20 protein-coding genes and 1 pseudogene are annotated in these 17915 nt (G+C 73.1%); 9 read left to right on the top strand and 12 right to left on the bottom strand.

Going from position 1 to position 17915, the window contains the following annotated elements; all coding sequences use genetic code 11:
• Positions 1-9: 9 nt before the first annotated feature.
• From IH48_RS0129230 to IH48_RS0129210, 6 genes and pseudogenes are all read right to left on the bottom strand, one after another.
• The gene (locus IH48_RS0129230) at positions 10-792 is read right to left on the bottom strand and encodes an SDR family NAD(P)-dependent oxidoreductase (protein WP_030911191.1); all 783 of its coding nucleotides are present in this window, start codon (positions 790-792) and stop codon (positions 10-12) included.
• 147 nt (positions 793-939) lie between these two features.
• Complete coding sequence (locus tag IH48_RS0129225; RefSeq protein ID WP_030911189.1) at positions 940-1290, bottom strand: YnfA family protein; 351 nt, start codon at positions 1288-1290, stop codon at positions 940-942.
• A gap of 56 nt (positions 1291-1346) precedes the next feature.
• Positions 1347-2090 carry a Mut7-C RNAse domain-containing protein gene (locus tag IH48_RS0129220; RefSeq protein ID WP_030911186.1) on the bottom strand — a complete coding sequence of 248 codons (744 nt, stop codon included), beginning with the start codon at positions 2088-2090 and terminating at the stop codon, positions 1347-1349.
• Between the two features lie 22 nt (positions 2091-2112).
• Positions 2113-2700, bottom strand: coding sequence for a GNAT family N-acetyltransferase (locus IH48_RS0129215; RefSeq protein ID WP_051840824.1), 588 nt, complete (start codon positions 2698-2700; stop codon positions 2113-2115).
• Positions 2701-2986: 286 nt separating this feature from the next.
• Positions 2987-3226, bottom strand: a pseudogene (locus IH48_RS37210) (FAD-binding protein); the annotation flags it as partial.
• A gap of 250 nt (positions 3227-3476) precedes the next feature.
• On the bottom strand, positions 3477-4358 hold the full coding sequence (locus IH48_RS0129210) for an AraC family transcriptional regulator (RefSeq protein ID WP_030911180.1): 882 nt from the start codon (positions 4356-4358) through the stop codon (positions 3477-3479).
• A gap of 113 nt (positions 4359-4471) precedes the next feature.
• Here IH48_RS0129210 and IH48_RS0129205 point away from each other — a divergent pair, with 113 nt between their 5' ends.
• The 6 genes from IH48_RS0129205 (at position 4472) to cobM (ending at position 9739) form a co-directional block, all read left to right on the top strand.
• A complete protein-coding gene (locus IH48_RS0129205) occupies positions 4472-5065 on the top strand; it encodes a TIGR03086 family metal-binding protein (RefSeq protein WP_030911177.1) in 594 nt (197 codons plus the stop codon).
• A gap of 124 nt (positions 5066-5189) precedes the next feature.
• Complete coding sequence (locus IH48_RS0129200) at positions 5190-5594, top strand: DUF1992 domain-containing protein (RefSeq protein ID WP_030911174.1); 405 nt, start codon at positions 5190-5192, stop codon at positions 5592-5594.
• A gap of 133 nt (positions 5595-5727) precedes the next feature.
• The gene (locus IH48_RS0129195) at positions 5728-5994 is read left to right on the top strand and encodes a GlsB/YeaQ/YmgE family stress response membrane protein (RefSeq protein ID WP_030911171.1); all 267 of its coding nucleotides are present in this window, start codon (positions 5728-5730) and stop codon (positions 5992-5994) included.
• Between the two features lie 144 nt (positions 5995-6138).
• On the top strand, positions 6139-7668 hold the full coding sequence (locus IH48_RS0129190) for a cation:proton antiporter (RefSeq protein ID WP_078850125.1): 1530 nt from the start codon (positions 6139-6141) through the stop codon (positions 7666-7668).
• The gene (locus IH48_RS0129185; RefSeq protein WP_030911165.1) at positions 7665-9002 is read left to right on the top strand and encodes a bifunctional cobalt-precorrin-7 (C(5))-methyltransferase/cobalt-precorrin-6B (C(15))-methyltransferase; all 1338 of its coding nucleotides are present in this window, start codon (positions 7665-7667) and stop codon (positions 9000-9002) included. The genes IH48_RS0129190 and IH48_RS0129185 overlap by 4 nt, the downstream gene beginning before the upstream one ends.
• Complete coding sequence (gene cobM / locus IH48_RS0129180; RefSeq protein ID WP_030911162.1) at positions 8999-9739, top strand: precorrin-4 C(11)-methyltransferase; 741 nt, start codon at positions 8999-9001, stop codon at positions 9737-9739. Before IH48_RS0129185 ends, cobM begins: the two co-directional genes overlap by 4 nt.
• 27 nt (positions 9740-9766) lie before the next feature.
• On the opposite strand, the gene IH48_RS33725 is transcribed toward cobM, so the two are convergent.
• The 3 genes from IH48_RS33725 to IH48_RS0129165 all read right to left on the bottom strand — a co-directional run bounded on the left by IH48_RS33725 (position 9767) and on the right by IH48_RS0129165 (position 13941).
• The gene (locus tag IH48_RS33725) at positions 9767-11581 is read right to left on the bottom strand and encodes a M16 family metallopeptidase (protein WP_107059405.1); all 1815 of its coding nucleotides are present in this window, start codon (positions 11579-11581) and stop codon (positions 9767-9769) included.
• Between the two features lie 22 nt (positions 11582-11603).
• Positions 11604-12590, bottom strand: a complete 987-nt coding sequence (locus tag IH48_RS0129170) for a hypothetical protein (protein ID WP_030911155.1) — start codon at positions 12588-12590, stop codon at positions 11604-11606.
• Positions 12591-12825: 235 nt separating this feature from the next.
• Complete coding sequence (locus IH48_RS0129165; RefSeq protein WP_030911152.1) at positions 12826-13941, bottom strand: hypothetical protein; 1116 nt, start codon at positions 13939-13941, stop codon at positions 12826-12828.
• A 295-nt stretch (positions 13942-14236) separates the two neighbouring features.
• Here IH48_RS0129165 and IH48_RS0129160 point away from each other — a divergent pair, with 295 nt between their 5' ends.
• Positions 14237-14779, top strand: coding sequence for a hypothetical protein (locus tag IH48_RS0129160; RefSeq protein WP_234434420.1), 543 nt, complete (start codon positions 14237-14239; stop codon positions 14777-14779).
• 2 nt (positions 14780-14781) lie between these two features.
• Here IH48_RS0129160 and IH48_RS0129155 read toward each other — a convergent pair whose 3' ends face one another.
• The 3 genes from IH48_RS0129155 to IH48_RS0129145 form a co-directional block, all read right to left on the bottom strand.
• The gene (locus IH48_RS0129155) at positions 14782-15639 is read right to left on the bottom strand and encodes an NmrA family NAD(P)-binding protein (RefSeq protein WP_030911146.1); all 858 of its coding nucleotides are present in this window, start codon (positions 15637-15639) and stop codon (positions 14782-14784) included.
• Positions 15636-16259 (bottom strand): TetR/AcrR family transcriptional regulator, encoded by a 624-nt coding sequence (locus tag IH48_RS0129150; RefSeq protein ID WP_051840846.1) that lies wholly within the window; start codon positions 16257-16259, stop codon positions 15636-15638. The genes IH48_RS0129155 and IH48_RS0129150 overlap by 4 nt, the downstream gene beginning before the upstream one ends.
• A gap of 72 nt (positions 16260-16331) precedes the next feature.
• Positions 16332-16622 carry a hypothetical protein gene (locus IH48_RS0129145; RefSeq protein ID WP_158710369.1) on the bottom strand — a complete coding sequence of 97 codons (291 nt, stop codon included), beginning with the start codon at positions 16620-16622 and terminating at the stop codon, positions 16332-16334.
• Between the two features lie 168 nt (positions 16623-16790).
• On the opposite strand from IH48_RS0129145, the gene IH48_RS0129140 reads away from it, so the two are divergent.
• Together IH48_RS0129140 and IH48_RS35365 are read left to right on the top strand one after the other, a co-directional pair.
• Positions 16791-17648, top strand: a complete 858-nt coding sequence (locus IH48_RS0129140; protein ID WP_030911137.1) for a helix-turn-helix domain-containing protein — start codon at positions 16791-16793, stop codon at positions 17646-17648.
• Positions 17617-17859 (top strand): DUF397 domain-containing protein, encoded by a 243-nt coding sequence (locus tag IH48_RS35365; protein WP_078850124.1) that lies wholly within the window; start codon positions 17617-17619, stop codon positions 17857-17859. The genes IH48_RS0129140 and IH48_RS35365 overlap by 32 nt, the downstream gene beginning before the upstream one ends.
• Positions 17860-17915: the final 56 nt, after the last annotated feature.

Here is a 17915-nt window from a genome sequence, read left to right as displayed (position 1 = left end):
TCGCTCCTCTCAGAGCTCCCTGTGCACCTTGGTGTTGGAGGCCTGCGCGCGCGGCCTGACGACCAGCAGGTCGATGTTGACGTGGCTCGGGCGGGTGACGGCCCAGGTGATCGTGTCGGCGACGTCGTCCGCGGTCAGGGGCGCCGCGACGCCCTCGTACACCTTCGCCGCCTTCGCCGTGTCGCCGTGGAAGCGCGTGGTCGAGAAGCCCTCGGTCTTGACCATGCCGGGCGCGATCTCGATCACGCGTACCGGCGTGCCGACGATCTCGAGGCGCAGCGTCTCGGCGAGCACGTGCTCGCCGTGCTTGGCGGCCACGTACCCCGCGCCGCCCTCGTACGTGCCGTGCCCCGCCGTGGACGAGACGATCACCACCGTGCCGTCGCCGCTGCCGGTCAGCGCGGGCAGCAGCGCCTGCGTGACGTTGAGCGTGCCGAGGACGTTCGTCTCGTACATCTGCCGCCACTCGGCGGCGTCGCCGCCGGCGACCGGGTCCGCGCCGAGCGCGCCGCCCGCGTTGTTGATCAGGACCTCGACCGCGCCGGGCGCCGTCTTCGCGAGGTGCGCGGCGAACGCGTCGACGGCCGCACGGTCCGTGACGTCGAGTCCGTGCGCGCTCGCGCTGCCGCCGGCCGCGGTGATCTCCTCGACGAGCGACGCGAGGCGGTCCTCGCGGCGCGCGGTGGCCACGACGTGGTAGCCGGCGGCGGCGAGCTGCCGCGCGGTCGCGGCGCCGATGCCGCTGCTCGCGCCGGTGACGACGGCGGTGTGACGGTCGGCGGCGGCGGTCATGGGTGTTCTCCTCGCGCGTGTGGTCTCTGCGGAAACCCCAGGATAGGCAGGGTGCTCAAGGGACCGGAGGGGCGGTCGCGACCGGCTCCTGCGCGTTGCCCGGCGTTCGCAGCGCGGTCAGCGGCAGCGCGATGAGCGGCAGCGCGGTCAGCGGCCGCGCGGTGCGAACATGATCAGCGCCATGCCCACCAGGCAGACGGCCGCCCCGGCGATGTCCCAGCGGTCCGGGCGGTAGCCGTCCGCGACCACGCCCCAGACGACGGAACCCGCCACGAAGACACCGCCGTACGCCGCGAGGACGCGGCCGAACTGGCCGTCGGGCTGGAGCGTGGCGACGAACCCGTACGCGCCGAGCGCCGCGACGCCCGCGACGATCCACGGCCAGCCGCGCCCGCCCGCGTCGCCGTCGCCGCGCACGCCCTGCCACACGAGCCACGCGCCGCCGATCTCGAACAGTGCGGCGAGTACGTAGAGTGCGGCGGAGCGGAGCACGAACATGGCCACAGCCTGCCATGCGGGTGCGCGGCCGCCGCGCCGCGTCGGCCGCGTGCGCCTCAGGCGGCCGTCCCGTCGCCGAACTCCCGGACCGCCTCGGCCACGATCTCCGCCAGGTGCCGGTGGTGCGCGCCGCGCCAGTAGACCTTGCCGCAGGCGGTGCACCGCGCGAACACGTCGTACGTCCGCGCCGTGCCCTGCTGGAGCGCGGCCCGCACGGACGCGTCGTCCTTGTCGGCAGCCGCCAGCACGCCGTTGCACGCCGTGCACCGCGTCCAGGGCGCCAGGGCGGGCGCGAACCGTCCCAGCACGTCGCGCAGTTGGTCCACGGGCCGGTCGCTGTAGACGTACGCGCCCGCCCACAGCGCGCTGCGGCGCAGCAGCCCGCGGTCGCGGGAGAGCATCACACGGCGCTCGGCGGCGGACAGCCTCGCGAGCTCCGCATCGCCGGCGTCCTCGCTCTCGTACGCCGCGTCCACGCCGAGCAGGCGCAACCTGCGGGCGAGCGTCCCGAGGTGCACGTCGAGCAGGAAGCGCAGCGGCGCGCCGGGCACGGACTGGGGGCGGGGGCGCGGCCCCACCTCGACGCTCTCCCCGGCGGACGGCACGTGCGAGACGAGCACGGGCCGCCCGTCGACGAGCAGCCGGCCCACCTCGGTGAGCGGGATCCCGAGCGACTGGACGACGTGGCCGAGCGTGGAGGAGCCGTCCGTGACCACGGTGGAGACGCCGTGGCGGCGCTCGGCGGCGACGAAGAGTCGCAGCTCGGGGGCGACGCCGAGGTGGATCGAGGGCCCGTTCACCTCGTCAGCATCCCATCGGCGCTCAGGACGGGGGCGGACCTTCCGCGGCCCTCAGCGCCTCCGCCCGCTCCTCGGGGGAGGCGTCCAGGTCAAGGCGCCAGTTGTTGCAGCGCATCACGTTGCCGGGCGGGTACTCGAAGGCGCACTCCCCGAGCAGCGCGTAGCCCGCCCTGCGGCACACCGCGTTGGAGCCCGGGTTGGCCACCGAGGGGAACGCGTGCAGGAAGCGGTGCGTGCGCTGGGCGCGCGCCTGCTCGGCGGCCGCGCGGGCCGCCGCCGCGATGCCCCTGCCCTGGAAGGCGGCGAGCAGCCCCCAGCCCGACTCGTACATCTCCCGGCCCTGCCAGACGTTCTCCCAGAAGCCGACCAGGCCCACGGAGAGCGCGGGCGCGTGTGGGGTGTCCGGCACGAGCACGACCCGGAACATCCTGCCCCTGGCGGCGCTCTGCGCGCTCATGCCCACGTACCGCCAGTGCCTGGCGAGCACCTGCTCGTCCGTCTCGGGGCCGCCGAGGTGGGTCATCAGCTCCGGGGCGTTCAGGGCGCGCAGGAGCCCGAGGTCGGCCTCGGACCACGGTTCGAGCAGCACGCGCGGCGCCTTCTTCTCCATGCCGGCCCACCCTGTCTCCTCGCCGGGCGCTCGCGCTACGGGTCGGCAGCCACGCCTTCGTGTTGGCAGCTCCCCGGCCCCGTGGTGTTCCTTGCGGCAGCGGGGCGATCGCGGGGGCCGGGGCGCCGAGCCCCCTGGCGTACGCGGGGAGCCACTCGGTCGCGGGGGCGGGTTCGTCGTCGACGAGTCCCGCGGTCACGCCGTTGGCCATGCGGGCGCCCGGTGCGTACCACGTCCCGGGACCGTAGAGCATCCCGTGGCGCAGGATGGTCGCGTGCCGCATCCGGCCCTCTTCGGCGCCGCGGGTGACGACCTCCACCGTGTGCGGGTTCGCGAGGAAGTAGCTCTCCTTGATCGTGTCCGCTGCGTGCTGCTGCCAGGAATCGGCGGGGTCCATCGTCCCCAGCGCCGCGTTGATGCCGCCGGCAGCGAGTGACGCGAGCTCGATCGCGGCCCGAAGACCGGATCCGCCCGTCCCGATCACCAGCACGGATGTCGCGATCCGGCGCTCGGTGCCGCCGCTCATGACTGTTCTCCTTCCGGCCGGCTGTCGTTCCGCTCGCCGGCCTCACAGATCACGACCGGGCAGCCGACCGGAATGTGAGGGAGGCGGGCGGACCTCACAAAGCAGTGCGCCGCCCGGTCATGACCCGTAGACCCTCAGCAGCGGTGGGCATGGCCTCGCGCTGCTCCTGACCACCGCCAACACCACGGTGGCACTGCTCGGCATCGCGATCATCATCGTCACCGTCGTCCGCGACCGCCGCGGGCAACGCTCAGACCGCGCGCCCGTAAGCGGCCGGTGACACCCCGACCGTGGCCGTGAAGTCCCGCACCAGGTGCGCCTGGTCGCTGTAGCCGAGGTCCGCGGCGAGCGCCGTCCAGTCCGCCGCGCCGCCCGCCGCCTCGGCCCGTTCGAGCGCCTCGTGGATGCGGTACCGCAGGATCACCCACTTCGGGCCCACGCCCACGTACCCGGCGAAGAGCCGTTGCAGCGAGCGCGGCGAGAGGCCCGCGGCCTGCGCCAGGCGGTCGACGCGCCGCATCGAGCGGTCGCGGCGTACGAGGTCGGCCAGGCCCGTCGCGCGTGCCACGGGCGCGGCGTGCTCCGGCGCGGGCGCGGCCGCCGCCACCGCGAGCAGGTAGGCGTCCAGCGCGGCGACCCGCTCGTCCTCGTCCTCGGGGCCGAGGACGGCCGCGAGGTCGGCGTCCGTCACGGGCATGGCCTCGGCCAGCGGGACCTGCCTCCCCGTCCAGTCGGCGACGGAGCGCGCGGGGGAGAAGGGACGGAAGCCGCCCGGCCGGAACTGCACCCCGCACACGCGGCCGCGACCGGCGAGCTCCTGCACGAACAGCTCGTCGCGGATGCCCGCGATCTCGGCGAACGGGCGGCTCTCGCGCGTGCTTGGCCCGCTGCCCGGCCCGCTGCCCGGCCCGCTGCCCGGTCTCTCCCGCGCGAAGTGCTGGAAGACGACGTTGACCGAGGGGTGGGGCACGACCTGGGACGTGTACGGCTCGTCGAGATCCCAGTCGATCAGCCAGTAGTGCTCCAGGTAGGGGCGCAGCGCGGGCGCGGGCTCCCTGCGCCGGAAACGCACGCGCACGAAGAGGCCCCCGGCGTCGACGATGCCTCGCGTATCGCGGCGTGGGCCTGCCATGCGTCCGATCGTAGGCGGCGGCCGTGGGATGCGCGCGGCCTCGCGGGGCGGGGGCGCCGCACGTGGCGCGTTTGTTCAAGACATGCCGCGCGGCGGCGCCTAGCGTCGGCCGCATGAGCGAGAAGATCAGTGACCTGGTGGAACGCGCCGCGGACCGCACCGTGCCGGTAGTCCGCGGCATCGAGGACGAGCAGCTGTCCTGGCCGACGCCCTGCGGCGACTACGACGTCCGCACGCTGGTGGGCCACCTCTACCGCGTGGTGGTCAACTTCCGCGAGCTCGCGGCCAAGCGGGACGCGGACTTCACCCAGCAGCCCGTGCCGCTCGAAGGGGACTGGCGGGCCGGATTCGCCGAGGAGACGCGGCGCCTCGTGGCGGCCTGGGCCGAGCCCGGCGCGGAGGAGGGCACGACCGGCGCGATGGCCATGCCCGCGCGCACGGTCGGGTCGATGGTGCTCGGCGACCTGGTGGTGCACGGCTGGGACCTGGCGCGCGCGACGGGCAGGACCTACGCCCCGTCCGGCGTGGACGCGACGCTGCTGGACGAGCTCGGTCAGCAGTGGGCGCAGCTGGCACCGACCGGGCGGAAGATGGGCGTGTTCGGGCCCGAGGTCCCCGTGCCGCCCGGGGCGGGCAGGTTCGAGCGGCTGCTCGGGCTCACCGGCCGGGACCCGGAGTGGGCGCCCGGGGCGCGCGCCGGGGCGTGACGGGGCCGTGACGGGGCCCTGACGGGTTCGACGGCGCGGGCACGCGCCCCCGTACGCTGAGAGTGCGAAGTCCGTCAGCGCGCGCCGCGGCACCCGCGGCCACCCCGCCGGAGGAGGCTCACCGATGACCGAACGCAAGCCGCCGGGCGTCAACTTCGAGACGTGGGTGGACCGGCAGATCAGGGACGCCCAGGAGCGTGGCGTCTTCGACGGCCTGACCGGCGCGGGCAAGCCGCTCCCCGGGCTCGACAAGCCGTACGACGAGCTGTGGTGGGTCAAGGACAAGATGCGGCAGGAGAACCTGTCCTACCTGCCGCCCACGCCGGCCCTGCGCAAGGAGGCCGAGGACGCGCTCGTCGCCGCGAAGCGGGCGCCGTCCGAGGGGAAGGTCCGGCGGATCGTCGCGGAGATCAACGAGAAGATCGGCGCGCTGCTGGCGAAGCCGCCGCCGGGGCCGCCGCTCGGGATCCGCCCGTTCGACGTCGAGGAGATCGTCGCGGACTGGCGCAGGCGCCGCCGCGCGGGCTGAGCCTTCCGGACCGAGAGGCCCGCGCCCCCGGTGCGCCCATGCCCCGCCTGCTGCGGGGAGTGAACGCCTGACGTGCGGGCACAAGCTCCGACGGGACGCACTGCCGACGGCAGTGGGGCGAACAGGAGCGGGCATGGAGATCTCAGGCATCATTTCGGCGATCGTCATCGGCATCATCATCGGTGTCCTCGGCCGCCTCGTGGTCCCGGGGCGCCAGCACATCGGTGTGCTGTGGACGATCATCATCGGCATCGTCGCGGCGTTCATCGGCGCCTGGATCGCGTCGGCCGCGGGCGTCGCCGACACGAAGGGCGTCGACTGGATCGAGTGGCTCATCCAGATCGGCCTGGCGGCGATCGGCATCGCGGCGCTCGACCGCCCGCGGGGCCACCGCAGGTGACACCGCGCGCACAGCGCGCGAGAGCAGCGGGCAGGCGGCCGCCGAGGACGACTCGGCGGCCGCCCCGCCGTTGCGCGCCGCATGTCCCTGCCGATCCGCACCCGGCCGGGCCGCCGCTCGCACCCTCTTTGATTGGATGGGGCGGTGAACAGCAGTGACAGCACCAGTCTGACGATCCTCATCCTTGCGGCGGTCGTCCTCGTCGCGGTGGTGTCGAACCGTCTCAGCGAACGCATCCGCATCCCGGCGCCGTTCCTCTTCCTCGTGTGCGCGGCCGCCGTCTCCGACTTCTTCCCCGCCGTCGGCAGGGAGGTGCCGATCGGTCTGGTCGAGCAGGTCGTCACCGTCGCGCTGATCGTCATCCTCTTCGACGGCGGCCTCGGCATCGGGTGGGGGCGCTTCCGCGGCGCTGCCGTGCCCATCGTCTCCCTCGGCGTCGCGGGCACGATCCTGACGACCGGAGCGGTCACGCTGCTCGCGCACTTCGTCTGCGGCCTGTCCTGGCACACCGCGCTGCTGCTCGGGGCCGCGCTCGCCCCGACGGACCCGGCGGTCGTCTTCTCCGTACTCGGCCGACGCGAGATCACCGGCAGGACCGGCACGATCCTGGAGGGCGAGTCCGGCGCCAACGACCCCGTCGGCATCGCCCTCATGGTCGCCCTGCTCGGCGCGGGCGGCAGCACGGGCTCGCAGGTGGGCCAGGTACTCGTCACGTTCGTCGAGCAGATGGCCGTCGGTGTCGCGGTCGGCGCCGTGGGCGGGTTCGCCCTGCTCTGGTTCATCCGCAAGGTGCCGCTGCCCGGCGCGGGCCTGCACCCGGTGCGTGCGCTGGCCGGTGCGGGGGTCATCTACGGCGCCGCGACCGTCGCGCACGGCTCGGGGTTCCTCGCGGTGCTCGTCGCGGGCGTGCTGCTGGGGGACGAGTCCGTCCCCTACCGCCTGGAGATCCGGCAGGTGTGCTCGGCGCTCGCGAGCCTGGCCGAGATCGTGGTGTTCGTGGCGCTGGGGGCGACGATCGGACTTCAGGCACTCGGCAGGGACAACGCCTGGCTGATCGGTCTCGTGCTCGCGGTGCTGCTCGCGTTCGTCGTGCGCCCGCTGCTCGTGGGTCCGCTGCTGCTACCGGTGCGCATGCGGCACGGCGAGCGGGCGTTCGTGCTGTGGGCGGGCCTGAAGGGCGCGGTGCCCATCCTGCTCGGCGGCTTCGCGATCTCGGCGGGCGTGCCGGACTCGCGGCGCATCTACGAGATCATCTTCATGGTCGTCGCCTTCTCCGTGCTGGTCCAGGGCGGCAGCATCGGCTTCGCGGCCAAGCGCTTCGGCGTCCCCATGGAGGAGACCACGCCCACCCCGTGGACCTTCGGCGTCCGCCTGCCGCACGAGCCCGTGGGCACGCGGCACTACACGGTCAAGACCGGTGACGACGCCGACGGGACGACGCTGGGCGACGTCGTCACCAACGGCGACGTGTGGGTCAGCACCGTCCTGCGCGACGGGCACCTGCTGCCCATGAGCCAGGACACCGTGCTGCGCCCGGGCGACGAGCTGCTGCTGGTGTCGGGTAAAGCCGAGGAAGGGGCGAAGCCCGCCGGGGGCGCCGGGGACGCCGGGGACGGGACCGGCGAGGACGTCACCGGCGAGGACGGCAAGGCCGGCGAGGACGGCCCCCGATGACGACGACCCCGGCGCCGCCCCACGCGCCGTCCCACGGCTCCATCACCGTCGTCGGCGTGGGCGCCGACGGCTGGGCCGGGCTGCCCGACGCGTCCCGGCGGGCGCTGCTCGCCGCCGACGTCGTGATCGGCGCGCCGCGTCAGCTCGCCCTCGTGCCGTCCGAGGCCCGCGCCGAGCGCGTCGCCTGGCCCTCGCCGCTGCGCCCCGCCGTGCCCGGGCTGCTCGCCGAGCACGCGGGGCGCGACGTATGCGTGCTGGCGAGCGGTGACCCGCTGTACTACGGCATCGGCCGCCTGCTCGCCGAGACCGTCGGGGCGGGGCGGCTGCGCGTGCTGCCGCATCCGTCGTCGCTGTCGTACGCCTGCGCGCGGCTCGGCTGGCCGCAGGAGGACGTCGAGGTCGTCACCCTGGTGGGCAGGCCGCCCGAGCGGCTCGCGGCCGCTCTGCACGGCGGCCGCCGGATCCTCGTGCTGAGCGCCGACGCCACGACGCCGGCCACCGTCGCGTCGCTGCTGCGCGAGCGCGGGTTCGGGCCGAGCGCGCTGCACGTGCTGGAGCGCCTCGGCGACGAGACGGACGGGCCGGACGGGCCAGACGGGCCAGACGGGACGCACGCGACGCACGAGCGGCACCTGCACGGCACGGCCGACACGTGGAACGAGCCGCCGGGCGACCCGCTGAACATCGTCGCCGTCGAATGCGCGCGCGCTCCGGGCGCCCCGCGGCTCGGCGCCGTGCCGGGGCTGCCCGACTCGGCGTACGAGCACGACGGCCAGCTCACGAAGCGCCACGTGCGCGCCGCCACGCTCGCGGCGCTCGCGCCCGCGCCCGGGGAACTGCTGTGGGACATCGGCGGCGGCTCGGGCTCCATCGGCGTCGAGTGGATGCGCGCGCACCCGTCGTGCCGTGCGGTGGCGGTGGAGCGCGACCCCGTACGTGCGGAGCGCATCGGCCGCAACGCGCGTGCGCTCGGCGTGCCGGGCCTCACGGTCGTGACGGGCGCGGCGCCCGCGGCGCTGGACGCGCTGCCCGGCCCGCCGGACGCGGTGTTCGTCGGCGGCGGCCTGACGGCCCCCGGCCTGCTCGACGCGTGCTGGGCAGCGCTCGGGGAGGGCGGCAGGCTGGTCGCGAACACGGTGACGCTGGAGTCGGAGGCGCTGCTCGCGCGCTGGTACGGGCGGCAAGGCGGCGAACTGGTCAGGCTGGCGGTAGCGGCGGCGGTGCCCGTGGGGACGTTCACGGGCTGGCGGCAGGCGATGCCGGTGACGCAGTGGTCGGTCACGAAGCCGGCGGCGAACGGCACGGCGGACGACACACCGGGAGACACGACATGACGGTCCACTTCATAGGCGCGGGCCCGGGAGCGGCCGACCTCATCACGCTGCGGGGCGCGCGGCTGCTGGCGCGGTGCGAGGTGTGCCTGTACGCGGGCAGCCTGGTCCCGACCGACCTGCTGGCCGAGTGCCCGCCCGGCGCCCGGCTGGTCGACACGGCGCGCATGGACCTCGACGCCATCACGGCGGAAATGGTGCGTGCGCACGGCGAGGGCCGCGACGTGGCACGGCTGCACTCGGGCGACCCGTCCGTCTTCAGCGCCGTCGCCGAGCAGATGCGGCGCCTCGACGCGGCGGGCGTGCCGTACGAAATGGTCCCCGGCGTACCGGCGTTCGCGGCGGCGGCCGCGGCGCTCAAGCGCGAGCTGACGGTCCCGACGGTCGGTCAGACGGTCATCCTCACGCGGGTCGCCCAGCAGGCAACGCCCATGCCGCCGGGCGAGGACCTGGCGACGCTGGGCGCGAGCGGCGCGCTGCTCGTCCTGCACCTGGCGGCCAGGTACGCGGACCGCGTGGCCGCGGAACTGCTGCCGCACTACGGCGCGGACTGCCCGGCCGCGGTGGTCGCGATGGCGAGCAGGGACGACGAACTGGTGCTGCGCGGCACGCTGTCGGACATCGCGGACCAGGTAAGGGCGGCGGGCATCACGAAGACGGCGGTGATCCTGGTCGGCCGGGTCCTCGGCGCGACGAGCTTCCGCGACAGCCACCTGTACTCGGCGCAACGGGCGCGCTGAGCACGCGCGTTGCGCCGGAGTCGGACGTCAGGACTTGGCCGCTCGTCCCCGCGTGCGCCCGCGCCGACGCATGGCCGCCTGCGCCAGCAGCATGGCCCCGATCGCCAGCACCCAGAGGACCACGGGTTCGGCATAGTTCTTGTCGGGGCTGTCCAGCTCTCCCAGCGTTGAGAAGGCGGCGGCGAGACCGAAGAAGAGTGTCAGGATGCGCGCCCCCACAAGTACGGCCCGCCACCGGCGGGACCGCGGCACCGGGCGGGAGCCCTCGGCGGCGGTAGAGGCGGCCGAGGCGACGGTCGATGCGGCGGCCGGAACGTCCGGTCTGGGGATGCGCTCCGGGTCGCGCATCGGCATCAGTACCAGCGCCGCGGGCGGCACCGACCGGTCGATGAGGGCGATGCGACTCTGGGTGACGTTCGCGAACATCGTCGGTTCGACGGCGACAAGGAACCCGTCGAGGCCGGTCAGGAGGCGGCCGCCGTCCGGGTAGGCCACGAGGGCGGCGCAGTCCGCGTAGCGAACGGTCGTCACCCGGTCCCCTGGGCCGTTGAAGCCGACCCCGTCCTCCCCGATGACGAGCGTCCACTCGGCGTCCTCGATGGAACGGTGCCGCGTCCCGGTGACGGCGGACTCAGGGACCGAGAACTGGGGTGCCTCGGTGAACCCCGCCCAGTCGGCGCCACGCCCCGGTGCCTGGAGCAGCGACGTGGAGTACCAGGCGCGTGCCACGTCGCGAACGTCCCCGACGGTGAGGGCCTCGAGTTCCGCCCTCCACTGGGCAGGAGCAAGGGACTCGTGTCCCGTGAGCGCGTTCATCGCACGCGACACGACGAGCGCGTCCGGTTCGCGCGTCTGGCTCTCGGCCGACCTCAGGCGCTTGGCGCGCACCGAGTCGAGTTCCGACTGTTCGACGTGACCGGTGCGCAGCCGTGCGAGGGCGTCCACGAATCCGCCGACCACCGCGTCCTGCTTCTTCGGCAGCGCGTCGGCGTACGCCGTGATGGTCGCGTACTCCGCGTCGCGCGGAACGTAGGCAGCAGTCGCGGTGTAGGAGTAGCCGCCCGTCTGGCGGAGGTCCGTGTAGAGGGCACGGCCGAGGACGTCGGCGAAGACGGTGGCCGCCACAGACCTGCGCACCACGCCGTCGGCCACGACCACCCCATCGCCACCACGGACGCAGGCGGGTGTGACGGGCAGCGCCGAAGTGGCTTCCGGAGTGGGCAGCAGCTCGCCGTCGGGCAGGGCGAGTTCCAGGGTGCCGGGCACGGTGTCCGAGGTGATCCACAGCACGGCGTTCCCGCGGGTGAACCGCGTACGGGCCCAGTCGCGTACGGCATCCGCGCCCAGGTGCCAGCTGCCCAGTTCCGTGTAGCTCGCAAGCCCGTAGCCCTGGGCGCCGTAACGCCACAATGGCAGCGCTTGGTTGGGGCCATCGCTGCGGCCGGACGCCTCCGTGCGCAGGATCTCGCGCTCGGTCTCCAGCCTGTCCAGCGGCAGGTCCCGCAGGGACGCGCACACGCCGTTCAGGTACGCGACCACTTCCTCCTCGGTCCCCGATACGTGGAAGACCGTGGCCGTGCTGGTCGTGGCGCCGTTGTAGTGTGCTTCGGTCACACCCTGGCGGTGCAGCGCCAGGTGTTCCACCAGGTGGGATATGCCGTGCGTCGCGTACGTCTCGTCCACCGTACCGACGCGGAAGGCGAGCCCGGCGGAGACCTCGCGGCCCTCGGTCGACTCCTTCGCGTCCGGCGAGGCCAGGAAGGCGCGTATGCCGCACACTTCCGTTTCCCGCACGCCGTCCGCCCGCGCCGCACCGGCGACTGTGGTGGTGTTCTCCGGCATCGGTCAGCCCCTTCTCAGCTTGTCAGCTTGTCAATGTCAGCGCGGTCGTACGGTGGTTGACGAACTGGCTCTCCGGATCGCCGGGCAGAAAGCCCCAAGGGTGCCTGTCGAACCGTTCGCCGAGCGCCTTGAAGTGCGGGACGGCCTCGGCGTGATGGCCGCCCGCCGACAGCACCATGGCGAACAGGGAGTGGCAGGTCACGTCCCAGAAACCCGGTCGGTGGTCCGGGTGCAGCACTGATCGGGCGGCGGCCTCGGTCAGTTCGTCGCGCACCTCGGGGGAGGCGATGTACTCGGCGTCCGCCGGCTCGTCCAGTTCGAGCCAGTGCTCCAGGTGCGCGTCGGCGACCAGCGCACCCGCCAGGCCCCCCGGCGGCGCGGCGTCCGCGCACGTGCGGGCGAACTCGTGCAGCGACTCGTACGTGCCGCCCCACTTCGGGCACAGCTTCTGCAGCAGATGGCGCTGAGAGGCGAAGTAGTACGGATGGTGCGCGGCCAGCCGGTCGTAGCGGCGACGCGCCTCGCTCTGGCCGAGTTCGAGGCCTCGGGCGGTGGCAAGGCGTGCGTTCCAGGCGAGGGCGTACGAGGGGTGGTCGGCGCAGATGCCGATCAGCAACTCCTCTGCGCGTCGCAGCCATTCGTGGAAGCGCTTGAACTGATCCCGTGACACGTACTTGGGGATCTTATGGGTGCGGATGTTCCAGCCGACGACGACGTAGCGCGCTGCGACCAGGGTCCTGGCCAGCGGATCGTCCGGATTCTCGGCCGCGGCACGCTCCAGGTACCCCTCCGTGTCCTCGATCTCCGTCAGCATCCGCACGGCGTACGCCCGGTCGTCGTCGCCGAGGCCGGTCAGGAACCGTTCGGTCGCCGGCCAGTCCCCGGCCTGCGCGGCGGTACGCAGCGGGACGAGCGCGGGCATGGTGACGTACGGGTCGGACTGCGGACCGGTCGGCGTCGGGACGGCAGACGGCGGCTCGACGGAAGGCGATGGCTCAGCTGGAGGCATGGCGGGTCCTCGGGATGCAGGGGCGGGGCGCGCCCTGCACACCTCGGCACGGTGATGTCGGGGTGTGCGGATGATGACCGGAGTGTGAAGCCGCAGGTTAGCAGTAGGCAGTTACGCAAGGGGAGAAAGATATGCCCCGTGACGGCCGCCGCCGTCCTGCCCGGCTGTTACCACCGGATCCGGAGGGGAACCTCTTGGAACTCCAGGAGTGGCGTGCTCTGCGCAGCTCAGCCTCCTACGAGGCGGGCGGGACCGTGCCGACCCGCAGGTACTTCGCGAATTTGATGTCGGCGAGGGACACGTCGGTGTCATCGCCGTCGCCCGGCGGCTTCGACCCGTACTCGGACATGAAGCCGAACCTGTCGGCGTTCTTGACGTCGAAGGCGCCGTAGTCCTGCAGCGCCTTCGCGACCATCCGCTCGTACGGCTTGAGCGTGGGATCGGAGTCGATGTCGTACGCGGGATCGAGCCAGATGAACTGCCCCTCGTGCCAGCGGCCTTGCTCCCGGCCGTCGCTCGCCACCGCCGGGAACACGTGCCGGCCGTCGTTGTCAGGAGCGCCGAAGCTCAGGGCGTGCTCGATACGGCCGGCCTTCCAGTCGTCACGTGTGACCATTCCGGCGAGGCGGGAGAGACCGCTCCCGGTGGCCTGCCCTTTCTCGACGACCGACGCGCGGCGCGTGTCGGTCACGGCTCCCCACTCACAGCTGGGCCTGCCTGCCTGCACCTTGATCCGCCAGCACTCCATCGCCCGTCCGTCAGGTGCGATCACCACCGTCCATTCGCGCTTCGGCGCCTTCCAGGCCGCGTCCCAGGGGAAGCGGATGCCTGCGAACGGGTCGGGACCCCAACTGCCGAGGTGCTCGCGCGGGGTGACCCTGTAGGTCGGGGTGCGCGACGTGGCCCGGTAGACCGGAAAGCCGGCCGTGCCGGCGTACAACTGCACCTTGCCAGGCGCGAGCAGGTCGTCGACCAGTTCCGCGGAGTCGGGTGCCAGGTGGGGATGCGGGTGCGGCCGGTTGAAGACGTCGTCCGGGGCGAAGAGGCGTGCGGCCTTGGCGTGGCCGGGCGACGGTGGCTTGTCCTGCGGGGGGCTCACGATCAGCACGCCGGTGATGGCCAGGCCGAGCGTGACAGCACCGATGACGGCAACGGCCCACCACCGCGGACGCCGTGTCGGCGGGGGCGCCGTGCCGAGTTCGTCCCTCGCCGCCCGCCACCGCCGCTCCCATTCCGCACGGTCCCCGTCGCAGGCCTCGGCGTAAGCCAGAGCGACTTCCAGGGGCGGTAGTCGCCCGCCCTGCGCGGCCGCGGACAGAGCGTTGGTGGACTGCCCCGTGCGGGCGGCCATCTGCCGGTAGGTCGGGCTGCCCGCCGAGTGGCGCAGCGCCCGTAACCCAGAGGCGAACCGCCCTGCTGCATCATCCGACGGATCGCCTGGCGGGTGCGCTGATGTTGCGGTCATCTGCTCGCCTCCAGCCGGGCCACGGCCCCTGGTCGCCCTCGGACGATGTGCGGACGACTCCTCCGAGTCTAGGTGTGTTGTGCGACAAACCGAGTCGATCGTTCCGCCGAACAAGCCCCGGAACCGCGGAAGTTACAGGGCAAGAGGCTTCGCGTGGCCGTCCGGGCGGAAGGATGTGTGCATGGACCAGGGCTGGGCGGCCATCGTGGGAGCCACAGTGGGTGTCGTCGGCACGCTGTGCACATCGTGGCTGACGTCCTCATCGGATCGGCGTCTGGCGCGCGACCAGGGCAAGGCCGAGCACGGCCGTGAGCTGCGGAGTGAACGCCGCGAGGTGTACCTCGCCCTCATGGAGGCCGCGGAGCCGGTCGACGCCGTGCTGCACCGCATCGCCCACCAGGACGGCGTACCGGCCGCCGTCCGGGATGCTCAGCCCCCGGCCGACGTGCTGCGCGAGGCCGTCGAGGAACTCGGCACCGCGGTGGACACGCTCTACAAGGCCCAGGCACGGCTGGACCTCATGGGGCCGGAGGCCGTGGCCGTGGAGGCCGTGAACGTGTGGTCGGAGGTGCGGTCCCTGCGCACGTACCTGGAGCGGGCGCTCCAGGGGCAGCTACCGGACGCCGGCTACCGCACCGGCCTCGAACGCGCTGTGGACGCGGTGGAGGTGAGCCGCGAGAAGTTCGCCCGGCGCGCACGCGAGGTGATGGAAGCCGCGCCCTGAACTCAGGCGTTGGCCCGCTCGGCGAGGAGGTCGGCGACCGTGTGCGGTTCGCGGCCCAGGAGTTCGGCCAGCAGCGGGTCGGTCTCCGCGAAGTGGCCGCTTCGCGCCGCGTCGAAGAACGGCAGCAGCATGCGGGCCATCGGCTCGGGTGTGCCGGAGGCGATCCGGTCGGCGAGCCACTGCTCGTCGTCCAGGACGACCCGGGTGACGTCGCGGCCGGTGAGCTCGGCCGCGGTCGTGGCGATGTCGCCGAAGGTGACGGCGCGGCGCGCGGTGAGCGTGACGGGGCCGTCGAGGGGGCGGCGGCCGGCGAGGACGATCGCGGCGGCTTCGGCGGCGTCGGCGCGGTCGGTCCAGGAGACGGGGCCGTCGGCCGGTGCCGCGATCGTGCCCGTCTGCTGCCAGGGGCCGAGCAGCCAGTCGAGGCTGTGCGCGTAGAAGCCGTTGCGAAGCGACGTCCAGGCGATCCCCGATGCTGCGAGCAGCGCTTCGGTGGCGGAGTGCTCGTGCGCGGGGGCGAACGGGCTGCCCGGCCGCACGTTCTGGTGGCTGGTGTACAGGACGCGCTGCGCGCCTACGGCGACCGCGGCCTCGATCGCGTTGCGGTGCAGGCCGATGCCGTCGGCGGCGGGGTCGTTCTGGGAGACCAGCAGGACCTGTTCGGCACCCTCGAACGCGTCCCGCAGCGCGGCCGGGTCGTCGTAGGAGGCGCGCCGTACGCGCACGCCGCGATCGGCGAGGTGCTGTGCCTTGGTGACGTCGCGGACGCTGACGCCGATCCGGGCCGCGGGAACGCGTTCGAGCAAGTGACGGACGGTTGCGCCGCCCAGGGCGCCGGTCGCGCCGGTGATGACGATCATGCTGTGTCGCCTCCGTTGTGTTGTGTTCCTCGGCGCCGGATCAGCGGCAGCACGATGTCGTCGACGATGTGCTCGACGAAGCCCTGGTCGCAGGGCTCCCCGACGAACACCAGCCGGTGGACGATGAGCGCCGGGACGATCTCGGCGAACAGCCCGGCGGCTCCGGGTACGAGGTGCTCGTCCTGGACCCCGCCGAACGGCTGCTCGGTCATCGCCGCTTCGTCGCGCCGCAGGATCCGCCGCATCTCCGCCGCCAGGTCCGGATCGCCGCGCATGCCGGCGAACAGTGCGCCCAGCAACCCGAGTTCCTGCTCGGCGATCTGCTCGGCCAGCCACCCCGCGGTCGCCAGCAGCGCCTGCCGGAGGTCACCGGCCGGGACCGCGGGCGGGGTGCTCCCCGCGCGGTGCTCGACCGCCGCGGCCACCAGCGCGGCCTTGCCGGCGTGGCGCCGGTAGATCGTCGGCTTGCCCACTCCCGCTTCGGCCGCGACCGACTCGATGGACAACTGGTCGTATCCGACCTCCACCAGCAGCCTCAGCGTCGCGTCGAGGATCGCCAGATCCCGGCCGGAGTCGCGAGGCCTGCCTCGGGCGGGCTCCGCGCCGTGGTTGCCAGGCATGCTCACCCACTCACCTCCATTTATGAAACGAAACGGGTACGTAACGAAAATAGGCCCGGTGTATGCCGGGGGTCAACCCCGATAGACACCGAGCCCGTCCCTGCCCGCGCGGCTGCGCTTGTTGACCTCGTCGAGGCGGGCGCGCAGCCGCAGGTGCGAGTCCTGTGCGCCGCCTTCGTCGTCGTGGCCCCGGTCCGGGCACGTCGGGCCCCCGCACCGGCAGGGCGGCCACTCCAGCGCGGACCCGGGCGGGAGTTCGCCCCCGTCCGAGGCGATGCCGCCCTTGGGGACGATCAACGCCCCATCGGCGCCGAAGGCTTCGGTCAGGGTGGACAGCATGCGTCGGCTGGGGCTTCGGCTCATTGCGGCGGCACGTACCTCTCGTGATTGCGGAGTGTGGCGAACTCCTCACAATCTGCTCGCAACTGACCTAGCCTCGGAAGGGTTCGCGGTCGTGGGTCCGAACGTGAGAAATCGCGGGCGCCCGCCTCTCGTGAGCCGCCGTTCCAACGAGCCCACGGGAGTACGCACATGGCCCGCCCACCGCGCCAACTCACACCCGACCTCTCGGCGCGCCACCTGTTCGGCGCGAAGATGCGGGTGTTCCGGGACAGGAACGGCATGACGCTCGACAGCCTCGCGGCCGTCGTCCACATGAGCAGGAGCCACCTGTCGCGCGTCGAGTGCGCCGAGTACATGCCGCCCGCCGACCTGCCGCCCGCCCTGGACGCGGCGTTCGGGACGGACGGCATCTTCCAGGAGCTGTACGCGCTGGCGCGCCGCGAGATCCATCCGGACCAGTACCGCAGGCGGATGGAGCTGGAGGCGCGGGCACGGGTGATCGAGGAGTATTCAGGCCACACCGTTCCGGGCCTCGCGCAGACGGAGGACTACGCGCGCGAGATCTTCCGCGAGAGCGATCCCCGGGCCCCGGAGGAGCACGTCGAGTCGCTGGTGAACGCCCGGCTGAGCAGGCAGAAGCTGCTGACGGCGAACCCGGCGCCTGAGCTCGTGATGATCCTGGACGAGGCGGTGTTGCGGCGGCCGGTCGGCGGCGCGGAGATCATGGGCGCACAGTTCGCCCGCCTGATCGAGTTGGCGGACACGCCAACGACCAGTGTGCAGGTGCTGCCGTTCAGCCACGGGGCGCACGCCCTGCTGGGCGGCTCGCTGACCCTGCTGACCCTGGACGACCGCACAACGGTCGCGTACGAGGAGAGCATCGGAACGGGCACGCTGATCGAGGACTTGGAGGAGGCCACCGGCAGGCGCCGGGCTTACGATCGCATCAGGGGACACGCCCTGCCGCCGCGGGACTCGGCGGCCATGATCCGTTCGGCCCGGGAGGCTCTGTCAGATGAACACCACTGCCTCGGACGTCCGGTGTGAGGCCTGGGTGAAGTCCAGCTACAGCAACGGCAATGGCGGCAACTGCCTGGAATGGGCGCCTGCGCTCGCTGCCGCGAGCGGCGCGGTGCCGGTGCGTGACAGCAAGTCGCTCTCGGCCGGCGTTCTGGTTTTCCCGGCGGGAAGTTGGGACGTGTTCGTGACGGCGGCTGCTCGGGGGCGCTTCTCCCGGATCGTCAGCGTTGCCGCGTGATGCGGCGGGGCTGAGCCGTCCGCTGTACGGGATGGCTCAGCCCCGGGTTCCTCTCG

The organism is Streptomyces sp. NRRL F-5126 (assembly GCF_000721265.1).
GTDB lineage: Bacteria > Actinomycetota > Actinomycetes > Streptomycetales > Streptomycetaceae > Streptomyces.
Note: the sequence above shows the minus strand (reverse complement) of the source record. Positions and strands in the feature narration are given on the sequence as shown.

What these genes read in the sequence shown, in the direction of transcription:
- IH48_RS0129145 (WP_158710369.1), bottom strand. Translation starts at nt 16,622, where the DNA reads ATGAGCCGAAGCCCCAGCCGACGCATGCTGTCCACCCTGACCGAAGCC.
- IH48_RS0129150 (WP_051840846.1), bottom strand. Translation starts at nt 16,259, where the DNA reads ATGCCTGGCAACCACGGCGCGGAGCCCGCCCGAGGCAGGCCTCGCGAC.
- IH48_RS0129170 (WP_030911155.1), bottom strand. Translation starts at nt 12,590, where the DNA reads ATGCCTCCAGCTGAGCCATCGCCTTCCGTCGAGCCGCCGTCTGCCGTC.
- IH48_RS0129155 (WP_030911146.1), bottom strand. Translation starts at nt 15,639, where the DNA reads ATGATCGTCATCACCGGCGCGACCGGCGCCCTGGGCGGCGCAACCGTC.
- IH48_RS0129215 (WP_051840824.1), bottom strand. Translation starts at nt 2,700, where the DNA reads ATGGAGAAGAAGGCGCCGCGCGTGCTGCTCGAACCGTGGTCCGAGGCC.
- IH48_RS0129200 (WP_030911174.1), top strand. Translation starts at nt 5,190, where the DNA reads ATGACCGAACGCAAGCCGCCGGGCGTCAACTTCGAGACGTGGGTGGAC.
- IH48_RS0129160 (WP_234434420.1), top strand. Translation starts at nt 14,237, where the DNA reads ATGGACCAGGGCTGGGCGGCCATCGTGGGAGCCACAGTGGGTGTCGTC.
- IH48_RS0129165 (WP_030911152.1), bottom strand. Translation starts at nt 13,941, where the DNA reads ATGGCCGCCCGCACGGGGCAGTCCACCAACGCTCTGTCCGCGGCCGCG.
- IH48_RS0129205 (WP_030911177.1), top strand. Translation starts at nt 4,472, where the DNA reads ATGAGCGAGAAGATCAGTGACCTGGTGGAACGCGCCGCGGACCGCACC.
- IH48_RS0129140 (WP_030911137.1), top strand. Translation starts at nt 16,791, where the DNA reads ATGGCCCGCCCACCGCGCCAACTCACACCCGACCTCTCGGCGCGCCAC.
- IH48_RS0129210 (WP_030911180.1), bottom strand. Translation starts at nt 4,358, where the DNA reads ATGGCAGGCCCACGCCGCGATACGCGAGGCATCGTCGACGCCGGGGGC.
- IH48_RS0129195 (WP_030911171.1), top strand. Translation starts at nt 5,728, where the DNA reads ATGGAGATCTCAGGCATCATTTCGGCGATCGTCATCGGCATCATCATC.
- IH48_RS0129225 (WP_030911189.1), bottom strand. Translation starts at nt 1,290, where the DNA reads ATGTTCGTGCTCCGCTCCGCCGCACTCTACGTACTCGCCGCACTGTTC.
- IH48_RS33725 (WP_107059405.1), bottom strand. Translation starts at nt 11,581, where the DNA reads ATGCCGGAGAACACCACCACAGTCGCCGGTGCGGCGCGGGCGGACGGC.
- IH48_RS0129185 (WP_030911165.1), top strand. Translation starts at nt 7,665, where the DNA reads ATGACGACGACCCCGGCGCCGCCCCACGCGCCGTCCCACGGCTCCATC.
- IH48_RS0129230 (WP_030911191.1), bottom strand. Translation starts at nt 792, where the DNA reads ATGACCGCCGCCGCCGACCGTCACACCGCCGTCGTCACCGGCGCGAGC.
- cobM (WP_030911162.1), top strand. Translation starts at nt 8,999, where the DNA reads ATGACGGTCCACTTCATAGGCGCGGGCCCGGGAGCGGCCGACCTCATC.
- IH48_RS35365 (WP_078850124.1), top strand. Translation starts at nt 17,617, where the DNA reads ATGAACACCACTGCCTCGGACGTCCGGTGTGAGGCCTGGGTGAAGTCC.